Source organism: Klebsiella sp. RHBSTW-00215 (assembly GCF_014103785.1).
Classification (GTDB): Bacteria; Pseudomonadota; Gammaproteobacteria; order Enterobacterales; family Enterobacteriaceae; genus Klebsiella.
Genome location: NZ_JABXQS010000001.1, coordinates 5,528,896 through 5,555,157 on the forward strand (window position 1 = coordinate 5,528,896; position 26,262 = coordinate 5,555,157).

The 26,262-nt window shown below is 55.3% G+C and carries 20 protein-coding genes; 10 read left to right on the plus strand and 10 right to left on the minus strand.

Annotated features, from left to right (window positions below; all coding sequences use genetic code 11):
- The first annotated feature begins 2 nt into the window (after nt 1-2).
- From HV127_RS26400 to yegS, 10 genes are all read left to right on the plus strand, one after another.
- Entirely contained in the window at nt 3-1,262 is a 1,260-nt protein-coding gene (locus HV127_RS26400; protein WP_181485655.1) for an MdtA/MuxA family multidrug efflux RND transporter periplasmic adaptor subunit, read from the plus strand.
- Nucleotides 1,262-4,384 carry an MdtB/MuxB family multidrug efflux RND transporter permease subunit gene (locus HV127_RS26405; RefSeq protein WP_182239862.1) on the plus strand — a complete coding sequence of 1,041 codons (3,123 nt, stop codon included), beginning with the start codon at nt 1,262-1,264 and terminating at the stop codon, nt 4,382-4,384. The genes HV127_RS26400 and HV127_RS26405 overlap by 1 nt, the downstream gene beginning before the upstream one ends.
- Nucleotides 4,385-7,462 (plus strand): multidrug efflux RND transporter permease subunit MdtC, encoded by a 3,078-nt coding sequence (mdtC, locus tag HV127_RS26410; RefSeq protein ID WP_182239864.1) that lies wholly within the window; start codon nt 4,385-4,387, stop codon nt 7,460-7,462.
- 1 nt (nt 7,463) lies between these two features.
- On the plus strand, nt 7,464-8,879 hold the full coding sequence (locus HV127_RS26415; RefSeq protein ID WP_182239866.1) for an MFS transporter: 1,416 nt from the start codon (nt 7,464-7,466) through the stop codon (nt 8,877-8,879).
- Entirely contained in the window at nt 8,876-10,402 is a 1,527-nt protein-coding gene (gene baeS / locus HV127_RS26420) for a two-component system sensor histidine kinase BaeS (RefSeq protein ID WP_182239868.1), read from the plus strand. Before HV127_RS26415 ends, baeS begins: the two co-directional genes overlap by 4 nt.
- On the plus strand, nt 10,399-11,121 hold the full coding sequence (gene baeR, locus HV127_RS26425) for a two-component system response regulator BaeR (protein ID WP_112213159.1): 723 nt from the start codon (nt 10,399-10,401) through the stop codon (nt 11,119-11,121). Before baeS ends, baeR begins: the two co-directional genes overlap by 4 nt.
- 417 nt (nt 11,122-11,538) lie before the next feature.
- Nucleotides 11,539-11,985 carry a DUF3290 domain-containing protein gene (locus HV127_RS26430; RefSeq protein WP_182239870.1) on the plus strand — a complete coding sequence of 149 codons (447 nt, stop codon included), beginning with the start codon at nt 11,539-11,541 and terminating at the stop codon, nt 11,983-11,985.
- A gap of 10 nt (nt 11,986-11,995) precedes the next feature.
- Complete coding sequence (locus tag HV127_RS26435) at nt 11,996-12,631, plus strand: DUF421 domain-containing protein (RefSeq protein ID WP_182207332.1); 636 nt, start codon at nt 11,996-11,998, stop codon at nt 12,629-12,631.
- A gap of 320 nt (nt 12,632-12,951) precedes the next feature.
- On the plus strand, nt 12,952-14,313 hold the full coding sequence (yegQ, locus tag HV127_RS26440; RefSeq protein ID WP_181485647.1) for a tRNA 5-hydroxyuridine modification protein YegQ: 1,362 nt from the start codon (nt 12,952-12,954) through the stop codon (nt 14,311-14,313).
- 432 nt (nt 14,314-14,745) lie between these two features.
- A complete protein-coding gene (gene yegS / locus HV127_RS26445) occupies nt 14,746-15,642 on the plus strand; it encodes a lipid kinase YegS (RefSeq protein ID WP_182239872.1) in 897 nt (298 codons plus the stop codon).
- A 1-nt stretch (nt 15,643) separates the two neighbouring features.
- Here yegS and HV127_RS26450 read toward each other — a convergent pair whose 3' ends face one another.
- The 10 genes from HV127_RS26450 to HV127_RS26495 all read right to left on the minus strand — a co-directional run bounded on the left by HV127_RS26450 (nt 15,644) and on the right by HV127_RS26495 (nt 26,145).
- Nucleotides 15,644-15,997: a hypothetical protein gene (locus tag HV127_RS26450; RefSeq protein WP_228288601.1), complete on the minus strand. Its 354-nt coding sequence runs from the start codon at nt 15,995-15,997 to the stop codon at nt 15,644-15,646.
- Between the two features lie 103 nt (nt 15,998-16,100).
- Nucleotides 16,101-16,898 (minus strand): winged helix-turn-helix domain-containing protein, encoded by a 798-nt coding sequence (locus tag HV127_RS26455; RefSeq protein WP_182239874.1) that lies wholly within the window; start codon nt 16,896-16,898, stop codon nt 16,101-16,103.
- Between the two features lie 417 nt (nt 16,899-17,315).
- Nucleotides 17,316-18,089, minus strand: a complete 774-nt coding sequence (locus HV127_RS26460; RefSeq protein ID WP_182240853.1) for an ABC transporter ATP-binding protein — start codon at nt 18,087-18,089, stop codon at nt 17,316-17,318.
- Nucleotides 18,090-18,099: 10 nt separating this feature from the next.
- Entirely contained in the window at nt 18,100-18,963 is an 864-nt protein-coding gene (locus HV127_RS26465) for an ABC transporter ATP-binding protein (protein ID WP_182207650.1), read from the minus strand.
- Nucleotides 18,935-19,840, minus strand: coding sequence for an ABC transporter permease (locus HV127_RS26470; RefSeq protein WP_182239876.1), 906 nt, complete (start codon nt 19,838-19,840; stop codon nt 18,935-18,937). The genes HV127_RS26465 and HV127_RS26470 overlap by 29 nt, the downstream gene beginning before the upstream one ends.
- A complete protein-coding gene (locus tag HV127_RS26475) occupies nt 19,837-20,874 on the minus strand; it encodes an ABC transporter permease (protein ID WP_112213149.1) in 1,038 nt (345 codons plus the stop codon). Before HV127_RS26475 ends, HV127_RS26470 begins: the two co-directional genes overlap by 4 nt.
- Nucleotides 20,871-22,493, minus strand: a complete 1,623-nt coding sequence (locus HV127_RS26480) for an ABC transporter substrate-binding protein (protein ID WP_182239878.1) — start codon at nt 22,491-22,493, stop codon at nt 20,871-20,873. The genes HV127_RS26475 and HV127_RS26480 overlap by 4 nt, the downstream gene beginning before the upstream one ends.
- Nucleotides 22,494-22,703: 210 nt before the next feature.
- Nucleotides 22,704-23,858, minus strand: coding sequence for a mandelate racemase family protein (locus HV127_RS26485; protein WP_181485641.1), 1,155 nt, complete (start codon nt 23,856-23,858; stop codon nt 22,704-22,706).
- 298 nt (nt 23,859-24,156) lie between these two features.
- A complete protein-coding gene (gene hxpB, locus HV127_RS26490; RefSeq protein WP_182240855.1) occupies nt 24,157-24,819 on the minus strand; it encodes a hexitol phosphatase HxpB in 663 nt (220 codons plus the stop codon).
- 48 nt (nt 24,820-24,867) lie between these two features.
- Nucleotides 24,868-26,145 (minus strand): RbtT/DalT/CsbX family MFS transporter, encoded by a 1,278-nt coding sequence (locus HV127_RS26495; RefSeq protein WP_182207338.1) that lies wholly within the window; start codon nt 26,143-26,145, stop codon nt 24,868-24,870.
- Between the last annotated feature and the right edge of the window lie 117 nt (nt 26,146-26,262).

Genomic DNA, 26,262 nt, shown 5'->3' on the forward strand with positions numbered 1-26,262 from the left:
TAATGAAAGGTAGCAAGAAAAGCCGTTGGGTAGCCGTGCTGGTAGTCGCGATCGTCGCGGGTGCAGCGTACTGGTTTTGGCAGGGTCGCGAAGCGGCAAACAGCACCTCTGTAACGGCAGCAGGCCCGGGCCAGCAGGGTCCAGGGCCAGGTGGGCCACGCCACGGTCGTTTTGGCGCAGCCCTTGCGCCGGTGCAGGCGGCAACGGCCACCAGTGAATCGGTCCCTCGCTATCTCTCCGGCCTTGGTACGGTAACGGCGGCGAACACCGTCACCGTGCGCAGCCGCGTTGACGGTCAGCTTTTGGCTATCCACTTCACGGAAGGCCAACAGGTAAAGGCGGGCGACCTGCTCGCCGAAATCGACCCCAGCCAGTTTAAAGTCGCCCTCGCCCAGGCTCAGGGCCAGCTGGCAAAAGATCAGGCCACCCTGGCCAACGCTCGTCGCGATTTGGCGCGCTACCAGCAATTGGTCAAAACCAACCTGGTTTCACGCCAGGAGCTGGATACTCAACAATCGCTGGTCAGCGAATCTCAGGGCACGATTAAAGCTGATGAAGCCGCCGTCGCCAGCGCCCAATTACAGCTGAACTGGAGCCGCATCACCGCGCCGATTGATGGTCGGGTCGGCTTAAAGCAGGTTGATATCGGCAACCAGATCTCTAGCGGCGACACCACCGGGATTGTGGTGCTGACGCAAACTCACCCTATCGACCTGGTCTTTACGCTGCCGGAAAACCAAATCGCCACGGTGGTTCAGGCGCAAAAGGCGGGCAAAAACCTGGTCGTCGAAGCCTGGGACCGTACCAACAAACAGAAGATCAGCGAAGGTTCTCTGCTGAGCCTCGATAACCAGATTGATGCCACCACCGGCACCATCAAGCTTAAAGCACGCTTTAATAATCAGGACGACGCCCTGTTCCCGAATCAGTTCGTCAACGCCCGGATGCTGGTGGATACCGAGCAAAACGCGGTGGTTATTCCGACCGCAGCACTGCAAATGGGCAACGAGGGTCATTTCGTCTGGGTGCTGAACGATGAAAACAAAGTCAGCAAGCACACGGTGACGCCTGGGATTCAGGACAGCCTGAAAGTGGTGATTAACGCCGGGCTTTCCGCCGGGGATCGTGTGGTGACCGACGGCATCGACCGCCTGACGGAAGGCGCGAAGGTCGAAGTGGTTGAGGCTCACGACGCCACCACCGCAGCCGAACCGGCAAAAGCCACCAGCCGTGAATACGGTAAAAAAGGAGCGCGCTCCTGATGCAAGTGTTACCGCCGAGCAGTACGGGTGGCCCTTCCCGTCTGTTTATCATGCGCCCGGTAGCGACGACGCTGTTAATGGTGGCCATTATGCTGGCCGGGATTATCGGCTATCGTTTTCTGCCCGTTTCGGCGCTGCCGGAAGTGGATTATCCGACGATTCAGGTGGTGACGCTCTATCCCGGCGCCAGCCCGGACGTCGTGACCTCGTCGATTACCGCCCCGCTGGAGCGCCAGTTTGGCCAGATGTCCGGGCTTAAGCAGATGTCGTCCCAGAGTTCAGGCGGCGCATCGGTGGTCACGCTCCAGTTCCAGCTCACGCTGCCGCTGGACGTTGCCGAACAGGAAGTACAGGCGGCCATCAACGCCGCCACTAACCTACTGCCGTCAGATCTGCCTAACCCGCCGGTCTACAGCAAAGTGAACCCCGCTGACCCGCCGATTATGACCCTCGCGGTCACCTCTTCCGCCATTCCGATGACTCAGGTCGAAGATATGGTGGAAACTCGCGTGGCGCAGAAAATCTCCCAGGTTTCCGGCGTCGGGCTGGTGACCCTGGCGGGCGGTCAACGCCCGGCGGTGCGCGTGAAGCTGAATGCCCAGGCTATTGCCGCCCTCGGGTTGACCAGCGAAACGGTCCGCACTGCGATTACCAGCGCCAACGTTAACTCGGCAAAAGGTAGCCTCGACGGTCCGTCCCGTGCGGTTACGCTTTCAGCTAACGATCAGATGCAATCGGCGGAAGATTACCGCCGCCTGATAATCGCCTATCAGAACGGTGCGGCGATTCGCCTCGGCGATGTCGCAACAGTTGAACAGGGGGCGGAAAACAGCTGGCTCGGGGCATGGGCCAATAACCAGCGGGCGATCGTGATGAACGTTCAGCGCCAGCCGGGGGCCAACATCATTTCCACCGCTGACAGCATTCGCGAGATGCTGCCACAGCTAACCGAAAGCCTGCCTAAATCGGTCAAAGTGCAGGTGCTTTCTGACCGCACCACCAATATTCGCGCCTCGGTCAGCGACACTCAGTTTGAGCTGATGCTGGCGATCGCCCTGGTGGTGATGATTATTTACGTGTTTCTGCGCAACGTCCCGGCAACCATTATTCCCGGCATCGCCGTGCCGCTGTCGCTGGTCGGCACCTTCGCGGTAATGGTGTTCCTCGACTTCTCGATTAACAACCTGACGCTGATGGCCCTGACCATCGCCACCGGGTTTGTGGTCGATGACGCCATCGTGGTTATCGAAAACATCTCGCGCTATATCGAGAAAGGCGAAAAACCGCTGACCGCTGCCCTGAAAGGCGCGGGTGAGATCGGCTTTACCATTATCTCCCTGACCTTCTCGCTGATCGCGGTGCTGATCCCGCTGCTGTTTATGGGCGATATCGTGGGCCGCCTGTTCCGCGAGTTCGCCGTCACCCTGGCGGTGGCGATCCTTATCTCGGCAGTGGTGTCGCTGACTCTGACGCCGATGATGTGCGCACGCATGTTAAGCCACGAGTCGCTGCGCAAGCAAAACCGCTTCTCCCGCGCCAGCGAACGCTTCTTTGAGCGGGTGATCGCCGTCTATGGCCGCTGGCTGAGCCGGGTACTGAACCATCCGTGGCTGACGCTGAGCGTGGCCCTTAGCACGCTGGCGCTGTCGATTATGCTATGGGTGTTTATTCCAAAAGGCTTCTTCCCAACGCAGGACAACGGTATTATCCAGGGCACGCTACAGGCCCCGCAGTCGGTATCGTTTGCCAGCATGGCCGAGCGCCAGCAGCAGGTTTCCGCGGTCATTCTTAAAGATCCGGCGGTGGAAAGCCTGACGTCATACGTTGGGGTTGACGGCACCAACCCGGCGCTGAACAGCGCCCGCCTGCAAATCAACCTCAAGCCGCTGGACGAGCGTGACGATCGCGTACAAACGGTCATCGCCCGCCTGCAAAACGCGGTGGACGGCATTCCCGGTATCGAACTTTATCTGCAGCCAACCCAGGACCTGACGATTGACACTACCGTCAGCCGCACCCAGTACCAGTTCACGCTTCAGGCCAACTCGCTTGATGCGCTGAGCAACTGGGTACCGCAGCTGCTGACCCGCCTGCAGGCATTGCCGCAGCTCTCCGACGTCAGCAGCGACTGGCAGGATAAAGGCCTGGCGGCGTATATCAACGTTGATCGCGATAGCGCCAGCCGTCTCGGCATCAGCATGTCCGATATCGATAACGCCCTGTACAACGCCTTCGGTCAGCGCCTGATTTCCACTATTTATACTCAGGCGAACCAGTACCGCGTGGTGCTGGAGCATGATACCCAGGCGACGCCGGGGCTGGCAACGCTGGATAACATCCGCCTGACCAGCAGCGACGGCGGGATCGTGCCGCTTACGGCGATCGCCAAAGTGGAGCAGCGCTTTGCCCCACTGTCGATTAACCATCTCGATCAATTCCCGGTCACCACGATCTCGTTTAACGTCCCAGGCAACTATTCGCTGGGCGATGCGGTCGAGGCGATTCTTGGCGCCGAGCAGGCACTGGAGTTCCCGAGCGATATTCGTACCCAGTTCCAGGGCAGTTCTCTGGCCTTCCAGTCGGCGCTCGGCAGCACCGTCTGGCTGGTGGTTGCCGCCGTGGTGGCAATGTATATCGTGCTCGGCGTGCTGTATGAGAGCTTTATTCATCCAATCACCATCCTGTCTACGCTGCCAACGGCCGGCGTCGGCGCGCTGCTGGCGCTGTGGCTGGCCGGTAGCGAGCTGGATGTTATCGCCATTATCGGCATCATTCTGCTTATCGGTATCGTTAAGAAAAACGCCATCATGATGATCGACTTCGCGCTGGCCGCCGAACGCGAACAAGGCATGCCGCCGCGCGAGGCGATTTATCAGGCCTGTCTGTTGCGTTTTCGTCCGATCCTGATGACCACGCTGGCGGCCCTGTTCGGCGCGCTGCCGCTGATGTTGAGCACCGGCGTTGGCGCGGAACTACGTCGTCCGCTGGGGATCGGTATGGTTGGCGGCCTGATGCTCAGCCAGGTGCTGACCCTGTTCACTACTCCGGTCATCTATCTGCTGTTCGACCGCCTGTCGCTGTATATGAAGAGCCGGTTCCCACGGCGTGAGGAGGAGGCGTAAGTGAAGTTTTTCGCCCTCTTCATTTATCGCCCGGTGGCGACGATTCTGATTTCGCTCGCCATCACCCTGTGCGGCGTACTCGGTTTCCGCCTGCTGCCGGTCGCGCCGCTGCCGCAGGTGGATTTTCCGGTCATTATGATCAGCGCCTCGCTGCCCGGCGCCTCGCCGGAAACCATGGCCTCTTCGGTGGCGACGCCGCTGGAGCGCTCCCTGGGGCGGATTGCAGGGGTAAACGAGATGACCTCCTCCAGTTCGCTTGGCAGCACGCGAATCATTATGGAGTTCAACTTCGATCGCGATATCAACGGCGCCGCGCGCGACGTACAGGCGGCGATTAACGCCGCGCAAAGCCTGCTGCCGAGCGGCATGCCGAGCCGCCCGACCTATCGCAAGGCCAACCCGTCCGACGCGCCGATCATGATCCTCACCCTCACCTCAGATACCTACTCCCAGGGTGAGCTGTACGATTTCGCCTCCACCCAGCTGGCGCAGACTATTGCGCAGATTGACGGCGTCGGCGACGTTGACGTCGGCGGCAGCTCCCTGCCCGCCGTGCGCGTTGATCTCAACCCGCAGGCGCTGTTTAACCAGGGCGTGTCGCTGGATGCGGTACGCACCGCCATCAGCGACGCCAACGTGCGTAAACCGCAGGGAGCGCTGGAAGACGCCTCCCACCGCTGGCAGGTGGAAACCAACGACGAGCTAAAAACCGCCGCCGAATATCAACCATTAATCGTGCACTACAATAACGGCGCGGCGGTGCGGTTAGGTGATGTCGCCAACGTCACCGACTCGGTACAGGATGTGCGCAACGCCGGGATGACCAACGCTAAACCGGCAATTTTGCTGATGATCCGCAAGCTGCCGGAAGCCAATATCATTGAAACTGTGGACAGCATTCGCGCCCGCCTGCCGGATCTGCAGCGCACGATCCCGGCATCTATCGACCTGCAAATCGCCCAGGACCGGTCGCCAACCATCCGCGCCTCGCTGGAAGAAGTCGAGCAAACGCTGGTGATTTCGGTTGGTCTGGTGATCCTCGTGGTGTTCCTGTTCCTGCGCTCGGGACGAGCAACGCTGATCCCGGCGGTGGCGGTTCCGGTCTCGTTGATTGGCACCTTTGCGGCGATGTACCTGTGCGGCTTCAGCCTGAATAACCTGTCACTGATGGCGCTAACCATCGCCACAGGATTTGTCGTCGATGACGCCATCGTGGTGCTGGAGAACATCTCCCGCCATCTCGAAGCGGGTATGAAGCCGCTACAGGCAGCACTTCAAGGGAGTCGGGAGGTCGGTTTCACCGTGCTGTCGATGAGCGTGTCGCTGGTCGCCGTCTTCCTGCCGCTGCTGCTGATGGGCGGCCTCCCGGGGAGGTTACTGCGCGAATTTGCCGTCACCCTGTCGGTGGCGATCGGTATTTCGCTAGCGGTGTCGCTGACCCTGACGCCGATGATGTGCGGCTGGCTGCTGAAAAGCGGCAAACCCAACGAGCCAACGCGCAAGCGTGGTTTTGGTCGTCTGCTGGTGGCGATTCAGGGCGGATACGGCAAGTCGCTGAAATGGGTACTGAAGCACAGCCGCTTAACCGGCCTGGTACTGCTCGGCACCATCGCGCTCAGCATCTGGCTCTATATCTCGATTCCGAAAACCTTCTTCCCGGAGCAGGACACCGGGGTACTGATGGGCGGCATTCAGGCCGACCAGAGCATTTCGTTCCAGGCAATGCGCGGTAAGCTGCAGGACTTTATGAAGATCATCCGTGAAGACCCGGCGGTGGATAACGTCACTGGCTTTACCGGCGGCTCACGGGTCAACAGCGGGATGATGTTTATCACCCTGAAATCGCGCGATGAACGCCACGAAACGGCGCAGCAAATTATTGACCGGCTGCGTAAAAAACTGGCGAAAGAGCCGGGGGCCAACCTGTTCCTGATGGCGGTACAGGATATTCGCGTAGGCGGACGTCAGGCTAATGCCAGCTACCAGTACACCCTGCTGTCGGACGATCTTGCGGCGCTGCGCGAGTGGGAGCCAAAAATCCGCAAAGCGCTGGCGGCGCTGCCGGAACTGGCGGACGTTAACTCGGATCAGCAGGATAACGGTGCGGAGATGGATCTGATCTACGATCGCGATACCATGTCGCGTCTGGGGATCAGCGTGCAGGACGCCAACAACCTGCTCAACAACGCCTTCGGTCAACGGCAGATCTCAACCATTTATCAGCCCTTGAATCAGTATAAAGTGGTGATGCAGGTTGACCCGGTTTACACCCAGGACGTCAGCGCGCTGGATAAAATGTTTGTAATCAACAGCGAAGATAAGCCGATCCCGCTCTCTTATTTCGCCAAATGGCAACCGGCCAACGCCCCGCTGTCAGTGAACCATCAAGGGCTGTCGGCGGCGTCGACCATCTCCTTTAACCTGCCGACCGGCAAGTCGCTGTCGGAAGCCAGCGATGCGATTAACCGGGCAATGACCCAGCTTGGCGTGCCGTCAAGCGTGCGCGGCTCGTTCGCCGGGACCGCGCAGGTATTCCAGGAGACCATGAACTCGCAGGTGATTCTGATTCTGGCGGCAATCGCCACGGTCTATATCGTGCTGGGGATCCTCTACGAGAGCTACGTTCATCCGCTGACTATCCTTTCGACCATTCCTTCCGCTGGCGTCGGCGCGCTGCTGGCGCTGGAGCTTTTCGATGCCCCGTTCAGCCTAATCGCGCTAATCGGGATTATGCTATTAATTGGCATCGTGAAGAAAAACGCCATCATGATGGTCGATTTTGCCCTTGAGGCGCAGCGTAACGGCAACCTGCCGCCGGAAGAAGCCATCTTCCAGGCTTGCCTGTTGCGTTTTCGCCCGATAATGATGACCACCCTGGCAGCGCTGTTCGGCGCGCTGCCGCTGGTTATCTCCAGTGGTGATGGCTCCGAACTGCGCCAGCCGCTGGGGATTACCATCGTCGGCGGTCTGGTGATGAGTCAGCTGTTGACCCTGTACACCACGCCGGTGGTCTATCTGTTCTTCGACCGTCTACGGCTGCGTTTTTCGCGAAAACTCCATCAACCGGTAAGCGAATAACATGACCGATCTCCCCGCCAGCGTGCGCTGGCAGCTATGGATAGTGGCCTTCGGCTTCTTTATGCAGGCGCTGGATACCACTATCGTCAACACCGCCCTCCCCTCAATGGCGAAAAGCCTTGGGGAGAGCCCACTGCATATGCATATGGTGATCGTCTCCTATGTGCTAACGGTGGCGGTGATGCTGCCCGGCAGCGGCTGGCTGGCGGATCGGGTGGGCGTACGTAATATCTTTTTTAGCGCCATTATTCTGTTTACCGCCGGTTCGCTGTTCTGCGCTCAGGCCACGACCCTCGACCAGTTAATACTCGCCCGCGTATTGCAGGGCGTTGGCGGCGCGATGATGGTTCCCGTCGGTCGTCTGACGGTGATGAAAATCGTCCCGCGCAGTCAATATATGGCGGCAATGACCTTCGTCACCCTGCCCGGCCAGGTCGGCCCGCTACTCGGACCAGCGCTCGGCGGCATCCTGGTAGAATACGCGTCGTGGCATTGGATCTTCCTGATCAACATTCCAGTCGGCATTGTCGGAGCCATTGCCACGCTCTGGCTGATGCCCAACTACACTCTACAAACCCGGCGCTTTGATATCTTCGGCTTTATTCTGCTGGCGGCGGGAATGGCCACGCTGACCCTGGCGCTCGACGGTAAAAAAGGGCTCGGTATCTCTGTGCTGTGGCTGGCGGTGCTGGTGACAGTCGGTATCGCCTCGATTTTGCTGTATCTGTGGCACGCGCGCGGCAACCTCAACGCCCTGTTCAGCCTGAAGCTGTTCAGCAACCGCACCTTCTCTCTCGGCCTCGGCGGCAGCTTCGCCGGGCGCATCGGCAGCGGCATGCTGCCGTTTATGACGCCGGTATTTTTGCAGATTGGCCTCGGCTTTACGCCGTTCCACGCCGGGCTGATGATGATCCCGATGGTGCTCGGCAGCATGGGCATGAAGCGTATCGTGGTCCAGGTGGTCAACCGCTTCGGCTATCGTCGGGTGCTGGTGGCCTCAACCATCGGCCTGGCGCTGGTCAGCCTGCTGTTTATGGCGGTCGCTCTCGCTGGCTGGTACTGGCTGCTGCCGGTGGTGCTATTCCTGCAAGGGATGATCAACTCCAGCCGCTTTTCGTCAATGAACACGCTGACTCTGAAAGACCTGCCCGATGACCTCGCCAGCAGCGGCAACAGCATGCTGTCAATGGTCATGCAGCTGTCGATGAGTATCGGCGTCACCATCGCCGGCATGCTGCTGGGTCTCTATGGTCAGCAGCATATCAGCGCCGATGCGGCGACCACTCATCAGGTCTTTCTTTATACCTACTTAAGCATGGCAGTGATTATCGCGCTACCCGCGCTGATTTTTTCCCGCGTACCGGACGACACCACCACCAACACCGTGATTGGTCGTCGCAAAAGGAGTGAATCTTGAAGTTCTGGCGTCCCGGCATTACCGGCAAGCTATTTATCGCGATCCTCGCCACCTGCATCGTGCTGTTAATCAGCATGCACTGGGCGGTGCGCATCAGCTTTGAGCGCGGGTTTATCGACTATATCAAGCGCGGAAACGAGCAGCGGCTGACCATGCTCGGGGACGCCCTGAGCGAACAGTATGCCCAGCACGGTAGCTGGAAGTTCCTGCGCAATAATGATCGGTTTATTTTCCAGTTGCTGAAAACATTTGAGCGCGACAACGACGACCACTCGCCGCAGGGGCGCGGTATGAGACCTGAGCCAATGGATGAGCCTGGACCGGGTCCCGGCCCCGGGGAGATGCCGCCGGACGCCGCGCCAGACCGACCGCTCGATGGCCCACGCGGCGATCGAGGTCCCGGCCCGGACATTCCGCCGCACGGCTGGCGCACTATGTTCTGGGTAGTTGACCAAAAAGGCCGCGTGCTGGTAGGGCCTCGCGAACGCGTACCGAAGGACGGTACCCGCCGCAGCATTATGGTTAACGGCGTGGAGGTCGGCGCGGTGATTGCGTCGCCGGTTGAACGTCTGACGCGCAACACCGATATCAACTTTGACCGCCAACAAAAACGCACCAGTTGGCTGATTGTCGCCCTCGCTACGCTGCTAGCGGCGCTCGCCACCTTCCCGCTGGCGCGTGGCCTGCTTGCGCCGGTCAAACGACTGGTTGAGGGCACGCATCGCCTGGCTGCCGGAGATTTCTCAACCCGCGTCACCGCCACCAGCAGCGATGAACTGGGGCGTCTGGCACGGGACTTTAACCAGCTAGCCAGCACCCTTGAGCGCAACCAGCAGATGCGCCGGGACCTGATGGCTGATATTTCCCACGAACTGCGCACGCCGCTGGCAGTGCTGCGCGGCGAGCTGGAAGCGATTCAGGACGGCATCAGGAAATTCACTCCGGATTCCATCACCTCTCTACAGGCCGAGGTCGCCACTCTCACCAAACTGGTTGACGATTTACATCAGCTATCGATGTCCGATGAAGGTGCGCTCTCCTACCAGAAAACCTCGGTGGATATCATCAACTTGCTGGAAGTCGCCGCTGGCGCGTTCCGCGAACGTTTCGCCAGCCGCGGACTGTCGATCGGCGTTTCGCTACCGGAAAGCGCGACGATTTTCGGCGACCGGGATCGCCTGATGCAGCTTTTCAATAACCTGCTGGAAAACAGCCTGCGCTATACCGATAGCGGCGGGGCTCTGCAAATTAGCGCCAGCCAAAATGGCCGCATGCTGGTTCTCGACTTTGCCGATAGCGCCCCCGGCGTCACCGACGAACAGCTGGAGCGGCTGGTTGAGCGCTTTTACCGTACCGAAGGATCGCGTAATCGTGCCAGCGGCGGCTCTGGTTTAGGACTGGCGATTTGCCTTAACATTGTGGCGGCCCACGGTGGCACTTTGCGTGCCGGTCATTCGCCTTTGGGCGGGGTTAGCATTAAAGTAGAGTTACCTCTGGAACGTAATTTATCGAGAGACGTATGACTGAATTACCTGTTGATGAAAACACACCACGCATTCTGATCGTGGAAGATGAACCCAAGCTGGGTCAGTTGCTGATCGATTATCTTCAGGCGGCGGGCTATGCGCCGACGCTGATTAATCACGGCGATCAGGTTTTACCGTACGTTCGCCAGACGCCGCCGCATCTGATCCTGCTAGATCTGATGCTGCCCGGCACCGACGGACTCACCTTATGCCGCGAAATCCGCCGCTTCTCCGAAGTTCCGGTGGTGATGGTGACGGCGAAAATCGAAGAGATAGACCGTCTGCTCGGGCTGGAAATCGGTGCCGACGACTATATTTGTAAGCCCTACAGCCCGCGTGAAGTGGTCGCTCGCGTGAAGACCATTCTTCGCCGCTGCAAGCCGCAGCGCGATCTGCAGGCGCTGGATGCGCAAAGCCCGCTGATCGTTGACGAAGGCCGCTTCCAGGCCTCCTGGCGCGATAAACTGCTGGACCTCACACCCGCTGAGTTCCGCCTGCTGAAAACCCTCTCCCAGGAGCCGGGTAAAGTCTTCTCGCGCGAACAGCTGCTGAATCATCTGTACGATGATTACCGCGTGGTGACCGACCGAACCATCGATAGCCATATCAAGAATCTACGGCGCAAGCTGGAGTCGCTGGACGCCGAGCAGTCGTTTATCCGCGCCGTTTACGGCGTAGGCTATCGTTGGGAAGCCGACGCCTGCCGGCTGGCCTGACCGTAGCGCCAACTAATAAGGGAGGCCTAAGATTGTGCCTCCCCATCAGTGCCCGGATAATAACCCGGTCGCATTTTCAAAACGATTCCAGTTGGCCGCTTTACAACATCAAAAGAACACAAATAAGTACGATCCAACGACATATTTTACGAAAATGCCCCCATACTCGCTAAGCACCATATTCATGATGAAAGTTTAGTTAGCATTGTACATTCCACATCTTTAACGCATTGAACTAGCTATTTATTTTAACTTCACATCTTCTTCAGACCTTGATTTATCGAATATATGTGATAGATTTATCTCAATCTATCTTTAAAGCTAAAGGACGAAGATCAACTGCAGATGTGTTATTATTATAAAAGCGTCAGGATTGCAGTAACCAACGGACTTAAGTAGATAATAACGGTAATGAACATGAGATTTTATGGTATAGATTATTTGCAAACGCAGTCTGCTTTGAATGATTATCTAAAATATATCATTATCTTTAGCACGCTATTTATATTACTTGCGGTTTTCAGCATGTATATGCGTCATCGCCTGCAGACCAAATACAGAGACCTCACAATCATTGTCTTTCTGTTTTTACTTTTTCTTTCTGGCGTTCAGTATTCAGATTATACCAATAGCCAAAATGTCCATTCTCAGTCATCACAGATGGTTAACTTTGTTAAACTATTAGCGCATGAAAAAAATATAAGCGTCAACAATATCTACTCCAATTCAGTACAATTATCAGATGGCGTAATAGTTAAAATTAATGATGATTATTACCGGGTTAACTTGAGTACCGATCAAAACACCTATAGATTAGAGCAAACGTGGTTAACCAACCCGGCCATTAATATTTTAAAAAAATAAGGAAACGAAGATGGCTATTTATACGCCTATTATAATAAAACTCGGCCTGGGCATTCTCTGCCTGATAATCCAGATCAACCTAATGGGAAAAGGCAATCTAGCGCCCTCATCAGCAATGGACCAGATCCAAAACTACGTCCTTGGTGGTATTATTGGTGGCGTAATCTATAATGAATCAATTACGGTGTTGCAATTTGTTCTCGTATTGATCATCTGGACGCTACTCGTCTTTATTCTTAAGTTTTCCAAAGAACATAATCACCTGATTAAACGCATCGTGGATGGTAAACCTATTACTCTTGTGCATAATGGTAGTGTTGACGTGAAAGAGTGTTTGAGAAATGGTATCTCCGCAAATGATTTAATGTTTAAACTAAGGTCCAACGGCGTATATGAAGTTGAAAAATTAAAACGAGTTATCCTCGAGCAAAATGGGCAATTAACGATAATTGAAAGCGGTGATGAAAATATTCGCTATCCAATTATTGTCGATGGGCAGGCAAATCGCGATGTGTTGGAAATAATTGACAAGGACGATCAATGGTTAGAATCAAAAATTAAAGAACAAGGCTTTAACAAAATCAGTGAAGTCTATTTAGGCGAGTATTTATCCGGTAGGCTCAACCTCTATGGCTATAATCGTTAAACAGGAGGGGGTATGATAACGGGCCCCTTTCATCTAATGAGCAGCAAAAATTACCGAAACTAAAAAATCTGTTGAAGTCCTGTCAATATCACGGATAACCGAAGCCACTCGTCTACTACAGTACATTGTGCTCCAGTGCCCGACAAATCTTCGCAAAGCATATACTCACGTATCTTCCATACTTTACCCCCTATGGATACCCCTATGATATTTACTCCCCTCTCCTACAGCGCTACAATGCCCGCCCTTAATGTGGGGGCACTCCCCAACTCGTCGCACCGGGTGCGGCGAATCTGACCTGTCATCAGAACGAGAAAATCATGTTTAAACCGGAACTCCTTTCCCCGGCGGGAACGCTGAAAAATATGCGTTACGCTTTCGCTTACGGCGCAGATGCAGTTTATGCGGGTCAACCGCGTTACTCCTTGCGCGTGCGCAATAACGAATTCAATCACGAAAACCTGCAGCTCGGCATCAACGAAGCCCATGCGCTGGGCAAAAAATTCTATGTGGTCGTCAACATTGCGCCGCATAACGCCAAGCTGAAAACGTTTATTCGCGATCTGAAGCCGGTAGTGGAAATGGGTCCGGATGCGCTGATTATGTCCGACCCGGGTTTAATCATGCTGGTGCGGGAAAACTTCCCCGAAATGGCGATTCACCTGTCAGTACAGGCTAACGCCGTTAACTGGGCGACGGTCAAATTCTGGCAGCAAATGGGGCTCACCCGCGTGATCCTCTCCCGCGAACTGTCGCTGGATGAAATCGCCGAAATTCGCAGCCAGGTGCCGGAAATGGAAATCGAAATTTTCGTTCACGGTGCGCTGTGTATGGCCTACTCCGGCCGCTGCCTGCTCTCCGGCTATATCAACAAGCGCGACCCGAACCAGGGCACCTGCACCAATGCCTGCCGCTGGGAATATAACGTCCAGGAAGGCAAAGAGGACGACGTCGGCAATATCGTGCATAAGCATGAGCCGATCCCGGTGCAGAACGTCGAACCGACGCTGGGTATTGGCGCGCCGACCAACCAGGTCTTTATGATTGAAGAAGCTAAACGTCCGGGCGAGTACATGACCGCCTTTGAAGACGAGCACGGCACCTACATCATGAACTCAAAAGATCTGCGCGCGGTTGCCCACGTTGAGCGTCTGACCCAAATGGGCGTCCACTCGCTGAAAATCGAAGGACGCACCAAATCACATTACTACTGTGCGCGTACCGCCCAGGTTTACCGCAAAGCCATTGACGATGCGGCGGCGGGCAAACCGTTCGATACCAATCTGCTGGAAACCCTGGAAAACCTCGCTCACCGTGGCTACACCGAAGGCTTCCTGCGTCGCCATACTCATGAAGATTACCAGAATTACGAATATGGCTACTCCATCTCCGAGCGCCAGCAGTTTGTCGGTGAATTTACCGGCGAGCGCAACGGCCAGCTCGCCGCAGTAGCGGTGAAGAATAAATTCTCCGTCGGCGATAGCCTTGAGCTGATGACCCCGCAGGGTAACGTCAACTTTACGCTCGAACATATGGAAAACGGCAAAGGCGAAATCATGCCGGTCGCGCCGGGCGATGGTCACACAGTATGGTTGCCTGTTCCGGAAGATATGGTCCTGCAATATGCGCTGCTGATGCGCAACTTTACGGATCAGACAACCCGAAACCCGCATAGTAACTAGTTATACCCGTCATACTTCAAGTTGCATGTGCGTTGGCCGCGTTCGTTCACCCCGGTCTCTTACCAGAGTAAGTTCCCGGGGATTCGCTCACTTGCCGCGTTACTCGGCCTGTGGCCTCGCCCCTCCGGGGCCAGCGCAAGCGCTGTTCAAGGCACAAGTGCCTTGTCCTGCAACTCGAATTATTTAGGGTATAAATTTGGTTAATTTTTCGCGATGTAAAGATATTAGAAACGGATCACATACCGTTTCGTTCAAAGCAGATATCATCCATTTCGCTGAAAAACATAACCCATAAATGCTAGCTGTACCAGGAACCACCTCCTTAGCCTGCGTAATCTCCCTTACGCGGGCTTATTTTTTATCTATCTCCCCGGCCTTCGCTTCCTGCATGCGGTACACTTTATGCATTACTGTGCAATAAAGGTCCCCTTGATGATGTCAACATTTCCAGCCAGCTTACTAATCCTGAATGGCAAAGGCGCCAATGAACCGCAGCTGCGCGAAGCGGTTAAACTGTTGCGCGACGAAGGTATCGACATTCACGTCCGTGTCACCTGGGAAAAAGGTGATGCCGTGCGCTTTGTCGATGAAGCCCTCGAGCTGGGCGTAGAAACGGTCATTGCTGGCGGCGGTGATGGCACCATCAACGAGGTCGCCACAGCATTGGTCGAGCGCGATGGCAAGATGGCGTTGGGGATTTTACCGTTGGGTACGGCGAACGACTTTGCCACCAGCGTCGGCATTCCTCAGGATCTGGCCAGCGCCCTGAAACTGGCGATTGTCGGGCGCGATGTGGCTATCGATATTGCACGAGTCAACGACCAGAGCGGATTTATTAATATGGCTACCGGTGGTTTCGGCACCCGTATTACCACTGAAACGCCGGAGAAACTGAAATCCGCCCTCGGTGGCGTCTCCTATCTGATCCACGGCCTGATGCGCATGGATACCCTTAAGCCAGACCGCTGTGAAATCCGCGGTGAGAATTTTCACTGGCAGGGCGATGCGCTGGTGATAGGTATCGGTAACGGACGCCAGGCCGGTGGCGGCCAGCAACTTTGCCCGGAGGCGTTAATCAACGACGGCCTGCTGCATCTGCGCATTTTTACCGGCGAAGAGCTGATCCCGGCGCTGTTCAGTACCCTGGCAAACCCGGAAACCTCGCCGAATATCATCGATGGCGTCTCCTCATGGTTTGAGATAACCGCCCCCCACGAGATGACGTTTAACCTTGATGGCGAGCCGCTGAGCGGCAAAACCTTCCGCATGGAAATTTTGCCGGCAGCGCTACGCTGCCGACTGCCGCCAGACTGCGTGCTGTTACGTTAATTCAAGTCTCGCAAAGCAAAGAGGGTGCCCGGCTGGTATACAGCAGCCGGGTACGTTCGTTCAAGCGCTGGATATTCAGGTAAAACGGCACCTGCGGCTGGATGAAGAAGGTCGGCAGAATGGATTTGATCTGCTCTTCTTCCTCAAGCTTACCGATACTGGCAGAGACCGTTTCGGAACGCAGGAAGTAGTGCTGACCATCGCGGGTAAAGCTAAACCAGATGTTCTGATTGATAGTGAACGGCTTACCCTGCGGCGGCGTAATTTCCCCACGGACGATCGCCAGACCGCGCTCATCATCAAATATGTAGCGTACAGAAATATCTCCCTGAAAACCCGAGCTAAATAAACTCAACTCACCGCTGCACTGAAAATGATTTCGTTGCCAATATTGCCAGGATTTTATTGCTAATGCCGTTAGTACACAGATAAATATGATTGCTATTAACCATTTAATTTCACTTCTGCGCATTCAGTACCTCCTTAATATAATAATTGGTGAGGCATTGATTATCACGCCATTGACTAAATTGCTGACGGCAGCTTATCACCGAGACGCGGGCCTGGCCGGGATAGAGTGTCAAATAGACCCAAGGGTATTTTTCACATTCAAATTCCCTTCGGTTGATGAATTGTTCATGTCGCTTGTGCTCAACCACATCGCTATTGGCAAAGAAGTGACATTGTTGCGAATATTTTACATTAATGGGCAAATAGTTTTGCAAATAAGATTCGAATTCAGCTTGCCAGGTAACAACCCCAACGACCAGACAGCTCAGTAATGCTGCGATGCCCCATAAAGCGGGACGCCGTAGCCGTAACCGCTTTTTTTCTGCAAACTTCGCAGCAGCGACCTCCTCTGCCACGGGCTTTACGATGGGTTCTGTAATCGGCGCGGCTTCTGACTCAGCTGGTTGGGATTCAATTACGGATAATGTTGCCTCCAGCCTGACGCCGACTCTGGGCACCGTTACAATAATTTCTTCGTCAACACCCAGTTCCTTAAAGGCCCGACGTAATAAAGAAATATTTTGATAAAAACCGTTGCTGGTCACCTGTGAGCCATGCTTTATCCATACTTCCTGAAAAAAGGTTTCACGAGCAACCGTTGCACCATGCTGCTGAATAAGGAGCATCAGGCAACGGCTAACGGGAATATTTAATGATACATTCTTCGTATCATCAGCAATAAGTAACAAAACGCTACACTGAGGAATAAAATTAATTTTTCCGTTGATGATATATGTTTTTTCCATGCTGTTCCCTGAGTATTGTAACCATTTGGATGAGAGCGGCATGAAAACCAGGCTGTAATTTAGATAACTCGCCTTACGTAGACCACATCTTAGGATTATTCGCCAGCGAGTTTACTCTATTACGGAGAGGATCTGGAGGTGCAATACACAGTTTTTCCTTGCTATATGCAAGGTTTAACTGAGTTTACATTTTTGGATATCTGGAAAACGAAACAGTAAATAGTGATTTATTTCATTTTCAATCATACATGCGAATTATAATTTCATAACAATTGGTTAGATGCAGTATATATTTCTGTTTTAGATCTAAGCACCATCTTTACACTAAAAGACAACATTTATAGCTATAAATACATTTCCCCTCACTGTTTTATATAAAAAATGGCGCATCTCTCGAAAGAGAATGCGCCGTATAGACTAGTACGCTGCCACTTCTCGCGCCATTTCACGCGTATATTGCTGGCTGGCGTTGACCAACATCTGCGTATAGGCCGTTTGCGCCTCGCCGTTCACCAGCGCATCCACGGTCAGGGTTTCGAGGATCTTACCGTACTGCATCACCGCGACCTTCTGGCATAAGTGGGCGATAACGCCCAGATCGTGGGTCACCATCAGGTAAGTCAGCTTAGCTTCTTTCTGCAATTCCGCCAGAAGATTGAGGATCTCCGCCTGCACAGACACATCCAACGCTGAGGTTGGCTCATCCAGCAGCAGCACCTGGGGTTCGAGAATTAGCGCTCTGGCAATCGCCACACGCTGGCGCTGACCACCGGAGAGCTGGTGCGGATAACGTTCGCGAAAGGCACGGTTCAGGCCGACCTTGTCCAGTAGCGCATTGATCCGCCGGTCGCGATCGTTAATGTTATGGATCTGCAGCGGTTCTTCCAGAATGTCGCCGATGGTATGCCGCGGGTGCAGAGAGCCGTAAGGGTCCTGAAACACCATCTGTACCTGACGGCAGCGTTCGCGACTGATCTCGTGAGCCAACTGTTGTCCATCTATCGCCAGCTCGCCCTTCCAGTGGGTAAATAGCCCGGCGAGGCACTTCAGCACCGTGGTTTTGCCGGAACCAGATTCCCCCACCAGACCGTAGATTTCGCCTGGCTTAACGTGAAAATTCACGTCATACAGCACCTGGTTGCGCTTCTCTCCTTCGCCAAACGCCAGGTTGAAGTTTTTGACTTCAATCATCATGCACTCCTTAGTCCGTCAACCAGCTGGTCTGGCGCTGCAATACCGGTAAAACCGGGCGACGATGCTGCATATCCGGCAGCGAGTTAATCAGTCCCTGAGTATAGGGATGACGGGCGTTATCGAGGTCTTTAGCAGCAATGGACTCCACCACCCGTCCGGCGTACATCACCAGCACGCGGTCACAGAAGCTGCGCACCAGGTTGATATCGTGGCTAATAAAAATCAGCCCCAGACCGCGCGATTTCACCAGGTCATCCAGCAGACCCAGCACCTGCAGGCGCACCGACACGTCCAGCGCCGAGGTCGGTTCATCGGCAATCACCAGCTCCGGGTCGGTGATCAGCATCATCGCAATCATGATGCGCTGCCCCTGACCACCGGAAATCTCATGCGGATAGAGCTGATACACGCGCTCCGGCTGGCGAATGCGCACCACTTCCAGCATCTCCAGCGCCTTTTCTTTAGCCTCATCTTTACGCCCCGGATGATGCGTGAGCCAGGCCTCCGCTATCTGATTACCGACGCAAACCACCGGGTTCAGCGAGTATTTCGGGTCCTGCATAATCATTGAGATGCGTTTACCGCGTACGCCGCGCATTTGTGCCTCGCTGAGATGCAGTAAATCAAGGTCAGCAAACTGCATCCGACTGGCGGTGACGCGGGCCTTTTTCGGATGCAGCTGCAACAGCGCGCGTCCGACGGTGGATTTACCCGAGCCAGACTCGCCAACAATCGCCAGTTTTTCCTGCCCCAACTGGAAGGAGACGCCGCGCACGGCATGGGTCACCGCGCTACCGTTAACAAAGTCGACGCACAGGTCGCGCACGTCGAGCAGTGGAGCATTATTCGCTGCGAGGATCGAGGATGTCACGTAAGCCATCTCCTAAGAAGTTGAACGCTAAGCTGTTGATCAAAATCGCCAGCCCCGGAATCGTTACTACCCACCAGCACTCCATCATATAAGTGCGTCCACTGGAGATCATCGCCCCCCACTCCGGCTCTGGCGGCTGTGCGCCAAGGCCAAGAAAGCCCAGACCGGCGGCGGTCAGAATGATCCCCGCCATATTCATGGTGATACGAATGATGACCGAAGGCAGGCACAGCGGGACAATATGCCGCCACAGTACGCGAGCCGGAGACGCGCCTTGTAAACGCACGGCGGAGATAAAATCAGCCTGACGCAGTGACAGCGTTTCAGCACGCGCCAGACGAGCAATCGGGGGCCAGGCAGTCAGCGTAATGGCGATAACCACGTGCTCCAGCCCCGGGCCTAAAGCAGCGACGAACGCCAACGCCAGCACCAGGCTTGGGAAGGAAATGAAGATATCGGTGACGCGCATCAGCACCATATCCACCTTGCCACCAAAATATCCGGCGCTGACGCCGAGCAGCAGCCCAAGCGGGCCGACGGTGACCGACACCAGCAGCACGATGTACAGCGTGATACGCGAGCCGTACACCAGACGACTAAAAATATCGCGGCCAAACTCATCGGTACCAAACCAGTGCTGGGCGTTCGGTGCCACCAATGCGCTGTTCAGGTCCTGTACCAGCGGGTTATAAGGCGCGATCAGCGGCGCAAATACTGCCACGACGATCAACAGGAAGATAATCCCACCGCCGATAGCCGTTAGCGGGTTGTGCACCATTTTGCCGATAAACCCGGCAGCCCGTGTCGCCGCACGTTGCAGCCGCTGGCGGCCTTCGCCCGCCCCGCCCGAAAGCGACGTATCCAGAGAAACGGTCATGATTTTGTCCTCGGGTCAAAGAATTGATACAGCATGTCGGAGAGCAGGTTGAGCATCACGAAGATAACCCCGACGAGTAGCACGCAGCCCATCACCGCATTCATATCACCCAGCAGCAGGCTGCCGGTGAGGTAAGAGCCAAAACCCGGCCAGGAGAAGACGGTTTCAATCAGTACCGCCCCTTCCAACAGCGCGCCGTAGGCCAGCGCCACTACCGTCAGCAGCTGCACCAGGATGTTACGAAACGCGTGGTTCCAGATAACCTGACGCTCGGTCAGACCTTTGACGCGCGCCGTGATGATGAACTCTTGCGACAGCTGGGCCAGCATAAAGCTACGGGTCATACGGCTGATGTAAGCCAGCGAGTGAAAACCGAGCAGCGAGGCCGGTAAAATCAGGTGGTTAATGGCATTCCAGAACACCTGGCTGTTACCTGCCAGCAGCGCATCGACGGTCATCAGGCCGGTGCGACGTGGCACAATACCGTCCAGACCAAGGTCTACCCGTCCAGCACCGCCAACCCAACCAAGCCAGGCGTAAAACACCAGCAGCCCCATCATCCCAACCCAGAAAATCGGCGTTGAATAGCCGGCGAGGCTGATAATACGCACCACATAATCGGAGAGGCTGTTACGTCGCGCCGCCGCCAGCACGCCCAGCGGAATACCAAGGCCTGCGCCGACGATAATCGCCATCGTCGCCAGCTCCATGGTGGCCGGGAAGACGCGAATAATGTCGTCTACCACCGGTTTCCCGGTCAGCAATGCATTACCCAAATCGCCATGCAACAAGTTGACAAAATAGATGCCAAACTGGGTGACCAACGACTGGTCAAACCCCAGTTGCTGATAAACCTGCTGATAAGTGCTCTGGTCGGCGTCCGGCCCAACAATCGCCAGTACCGGGTCGATGGGCATCACGCGCCCAATGGTGAAGGTCAGCAGTAGCAGGCCGAACAGCGTAATCGCCACCTGCAGCAGTCGTTTTGATAAGCGCCGGGTGCGGGAGCCGGGCGCAAGGATTGCCGTACTCATCCTTTCTCTCCTTCGCGGGTTTTATAGACTTCACGCAGAAAAGTGGTGGCGGAGGGGTGCGGCTGATAATCCTGCACCTCGTTGCGTACCACGACGGAATCGACCATTTGCGACAGCGGAATTAACGCCGGGATCAGCTGGTCATAGCGCTGCTGAATCGCCTGATAGCTCGCTACCTGTTGCTGCGGGTTACGCTCCAGCAGAGCGTGGTCAATCATGGAGTTCAGCTGCGGGTCGTAAAAACCGGTACGCCATCCCTGGAAGTTGGTCAGGCGAGCTTCAGCGCTATTATCCGGGTTATAGACCAGCGCACGCAGGCTGGAGTGCGGGTGAGGTTCCATTCCGCTCCCGCCGCGCCCGACCAGCAGATCAAACTTACGTTCGCGCATCGCGCCGTAAATCTGGTTGCCGGTGCCGGTGATGATTTTGGCGTTAATCCCCGCCTGCATCAGCGTCGACTGCACGGCAATGGCGATATTGAGGAACGGCTGATCGGAGAGCACCCGCAGCGTGGTATCAAATCCGTTGGGATAGCCAGCTTCCGCCAGCAGCTTTTTCGCCCGCGCCACGTCGAGCGTATAGCCCGGGTCAGGCAGCGTGGACGGCATGCCGGCTTTGATCGGCCGCTGATGCAGCACGCCATAGCCCGGCATCAGCGCTTTATTGATGCCCTGGTAATCAATCAAATAGCGTACCGCTTCGCGCACTTTCGGATTGGCAAAATGATCTTCATTCATGCTCATGGCGACGTAGTACATAGTCCCACGCTGCACCGCATCGACGGTCAGCTGCGGATCGCTGCGCAGGGCATTGATATCGGAGACCGCCATGTTGTTAGCAATATCGAGATCGCCTTTCGCTACCATCAGACGCAGAGTTTGCGACTCCTGGAAGTGGCGCAGTACCACGCGGCTCATTTTCGCCTCACCGCGCCAGTAGTCAGGATTGCGCTTCATGCGCAGGACATCTTTCGCCTGCCAGGTTTCGAGGGTAAACGGCCCGGAACCGGCTTCATGGGTGGTCAGCCAGCGGTTGCCCCAGTCCTTATCCTGCTCGTGGCTCTGCACCGTTTTACTGTCGAGCACACCGAGGTTGCCCAGCGCCGCCAGCGAGTAAATCACCAGCTGCGGGTCGTTATCTTTCGGTAACACGATTTGTACCGTCACGTCGTCCGGAGCGCTCACCTGGTTATCAATATTTTTCTTACTGAAGCCGTAGGATTTCCACACCGATGCCTGGGCGAGGTTGAGATGCAAAATACGCAGCATTGACCACACCACATCGGCGGCGGTCAGCGGATTGCCAGAGTGAAATTTCACGTCATCGCGCAAATGGAACGTCAGGGTTTTACCATCCGGGCTGATATCCCAGGATTTCGCCAGCGCGGGCCTGACGTTGGTTAGCTGTTTAGGATCAAGCTCCACCAGCGAGTCATAGAGATTGACCACAATCCCGACGACTTCGTTACCGGTCATCGCTGCCGGGTCAAGCGTCAGAAGGTTGTTCATATTCATGCCGATGATCAGCTGGTCGGGCGGCGTTTTCGCTATTGCCGCCCCACTCCCCATCGACACGGCGAGCGCGAGTAAGCACGCTCCCAGTAAAGAGTTTTTTTTCATATCTATCGCCTGTAGGGTACACGCCCGTCATCATTCGCGCCGCAGCTACGTTGGCTTCATCTCCTCACCCCGGTCACTTACCTGATGTAAGCTCCCGGAGATTCGTTGATTTGCCGCCTTGCTGCAATACGACTGATTTAGGGCCTGGTTTATATTTTTTATCCGTTCGCCCAAACCCAATAAGCCTTAAGCCTTTGGAATTTTTATTAATTAGTCGTGGCTAACGGTATTGGCTTCGATATACGCAAAATTAATGTCTTCACCGAGACCTGGTCGTTGTGACAAATGCACTAATCCCTGGTCATCCATCGGGTCGACAATGCTGTTGAGATACGCGGCTGGCTCATCGTAATCGAGGAACGGGTGCAGCAGGCCGCGCTCGTACCAGCGACAGTTACGGATCGCGCCGACCACTGCCAGGCTCGCCGCGCCGTTACCATGGACTTCACAATCCATACCAAACGACTCCGCCAGCGCCGCCACCTTCATCGTTGGCGTAATACCGCCAACGCCGTTGGATCCGGCGCGCAGGATGTCGCAGGCTCCGGCTTTCACCCATTCGGCGCGCATATGGTGTTTGCCGCCGAAGCTCTCCGGTCCGACGATGGGAATCGACAGGTTTTCCGCCAGCCATGCGTAAGAAGACATCGAGTCCTCTTCCATCGGCTCTTCAAACCAGGCGAAATTCAGTTTTTCCAGCTCTTTGCCAATCCACAGCGCTTCGGCACGGCTGTACCAGTGATAGCCATCAATCATCAGGTCGATATCCGGCCCTACCGCTTCACGCACCGCCGCGCAGGCTTTGATGTCCATTTTCGGATTTGGCGCAAAAGAGATCGGCGGCATCCAGGTGTGCAGCTTGATGGCCTTGTAGCCACGGGCCACCAGCGTTTCAGCAAATGACGCATACTCATCCGGGGTCGACAGTCCGCCAGGCAGATCGTCGCCGCACATGGTACTGCCATAGGCCGGAACCGTATCGCGATAGCCGCCAAGTAGTTTGTAAACCGGCATATTGAGTTTGCGACCAATCAGATCCCACAGCGCCTGCTCGACAAACGACAGCGCACGTTCGGTCAACTGATGGGCGCTACCGCGCTGCCAGTGATTAAGATCCTGCCAGATACGCTCGCGGTTAAACGGGTCCTGCCCCACCATCACCTTGCGGAAAAAAGTGTTCACCACAAACGGACGCACCACTTCCGGCGGCGCAAACGAAAAACCCTGGGTGCCATCATCGGCAGTAATGGTCAGCATCGCCATTTTTGCCATGCTTTCGGCTCCCGGATGGGAGTGCCCGGCGCTGTCGGAAACCCGACGAGTGGGATACTGGAAAACGGTGACATTTACAGATTCAATTTTCATTCTCAGTCCTTATCGCAGCCAAACCCGATCTATAGACGCAAATCGGCAAAGTGGTTTCACATTATTGAAAAAACGTTTCAATATCTAATCTAAGCACAATTACGCAGCAGTGCCTCGGACAATCACCGCTAAGCAAGAGATTAAATTTGGGCATTGGCACGACGGGGCGTGATTGTTTTCACAAAAGAAGGGCGAAATGTGAGGGCGATCGGCATGATAAAAAGAGGAGCGTGAGCGCAGAAAAGAGATTAACCGACCGGGTACATCCTGAAACTTTCTGCGCTCACAAATTACTGACTTATACCGCCGCCTCAGGCTCTGCAGAAAGAGCTTCCAGCAGTTCAGGTAACGCCCGATAGCGACCCGCGGCGGCTTGAAAACGACCATGCTGGCAATCTTCGGCGATAACGATAGTGGGGATGTTTGCTGCCTGAGCGGCGCTAAAACCGTTAAAGCTGTCTTCAATCACCAGGCACTGACTGGCGTTGAGGTTGAGCTTGCGCAGCGTTGACAAGTAAACCGCCGGATGAGGTTTGCCGCATTCCTCATCGTCCGCGCTGGAAACCACATCAAAATAGTGCCAAAGGGAGAGTTTGTTCAGTACTGCGGAAATAACCTGATGGGATGATGAGGTTGCCAACGCAATTTTATACCCGACATGGCGGAAATAGCTTAACGCCTCGCGCACGCCGTTCATCGGCTCACCTTCGGCAGATATCAGGCCAGTGATGCGCTGCAGTATAGCTTCTTCAAGCCGCTGTGGCGCAACATCAAGTCGACAATGCTGGCACCAGGTGCGCGCAATGTCGTCAAGGCGTTTACCTTTGGTCAGCGTTTCACACTCATCGATACTTACCGTTGCCCCCCATTGCGCCAGCGCTTCTATTTGCGCCTGTCGCCACAGGATTTCGGAATCAATAATCACACCATCCATGTCAAAAATGACTGCTTTAATACTCATCATCCACCTCAATAAGGCTGGCATGAATCTCATGCCAGCCGCACAACGTTAAGAAAACTCAACCTGCTCGCTGGCGGGCGCTTCCTTGTGGGAAAATCCCGGCTGCTCGACGCGAATAAATGCGCAAAGGAAAAATGCCACCACGTACAGCGCCGTATAGGCGATAACCACCCCAATGGTGCTGAAGAACGGCAGCAATATCACCGCAATCGCCGGGGCGAGAAAGTTCGACATCCCCGCAGACAGGTTATACACCGAAATCGCCGCACCTTTGTGCTTCGGCTCCAGCGCCGGGAATACGGCAGCCAGCGGCACGAAAGCGGCGACAAAGATCCCCAGAGCAACGGCCGGAATCATCGCCATGGCGAAGTTGTGCCCGAAGTGCTGCGGGATGTAATAAAACGCCAGGCTGGAGAGCGCCATACCGACGCAGCCAAACCAGCGCACCACTTTAATCCAGCCCAGTTTTTCGCCCAGAATCCCCCACAGTACGTTGGAGAAAATGGTGGTAAAGAAGAAGACGGCCCACACCTGCAACCATTCAGAAGTGGTGAAACCCAGTTCATCGACAAACATCATCGGCATGATTACCGCAAAGCCAAACAATGACAGCGTATTGATGATACGCACCATGCTGGACAACATAATATTGCGGTTGGTATAGAGCAGCGTCGCCGCGCGTCCCAGTTCGGAAAATTTCTCTCGAGTGGTCAAATTTCGCATATGGTGCGGAGTTTGAATGTTACGCAACGAGGCCAGCGCAATGATCCCACCGGTCACGCAGAAAGCCAGCGCCAGCCACAATGTCCCCAGCTCGCCGATATGCGGGATGGTGAAACTCGGAATATAGCTGCCGAAAACGCCGATACCGACAGAGTAAACCGCCCAGAACCAACCGATGGCCGAACTGGCGCTATCGCTTTTGACGTTATGGATAATGGCGACGATGAACGAGTAGAGGAACAGCGGATACGCGAAGCCGCGGATACCGTAGAAAATCAAGATCAGCGCATAGTTGGCGTGTCCAAGGCCGAAAACCAGGAACAGTACGTGGAATACGCACCACAGCACGAAGCCAATCATCATGGTTTTTAGCGGGGTGATAATTTCCGCTACGACGCCGGAAATCCACGCCGACAGCGCGGCGGCCAGTCCGTACAGGGTAAAGGCAAATGAGGCCTGCGCCGGGGTGAAACCAAGCTCTTTAATGTAGTGCGACAGGAATGCCAGTTCGAAACCGTCACCGGTCATAAACACGGCAATGGCGACATATCCCCATATCAGATTCAGGGGTAAACCGAGCCACTGTTTATTATTTACGGACATAATGACCTCGTATTTAGGGTACAGGAGGCCGCTCCGGCGATTTCACCGGAGGGCCATTCTACCCGTCATAATTCAAACCGCAGCTGTGTTGCCTTCCTCGTTCACTCCAGTCACTTA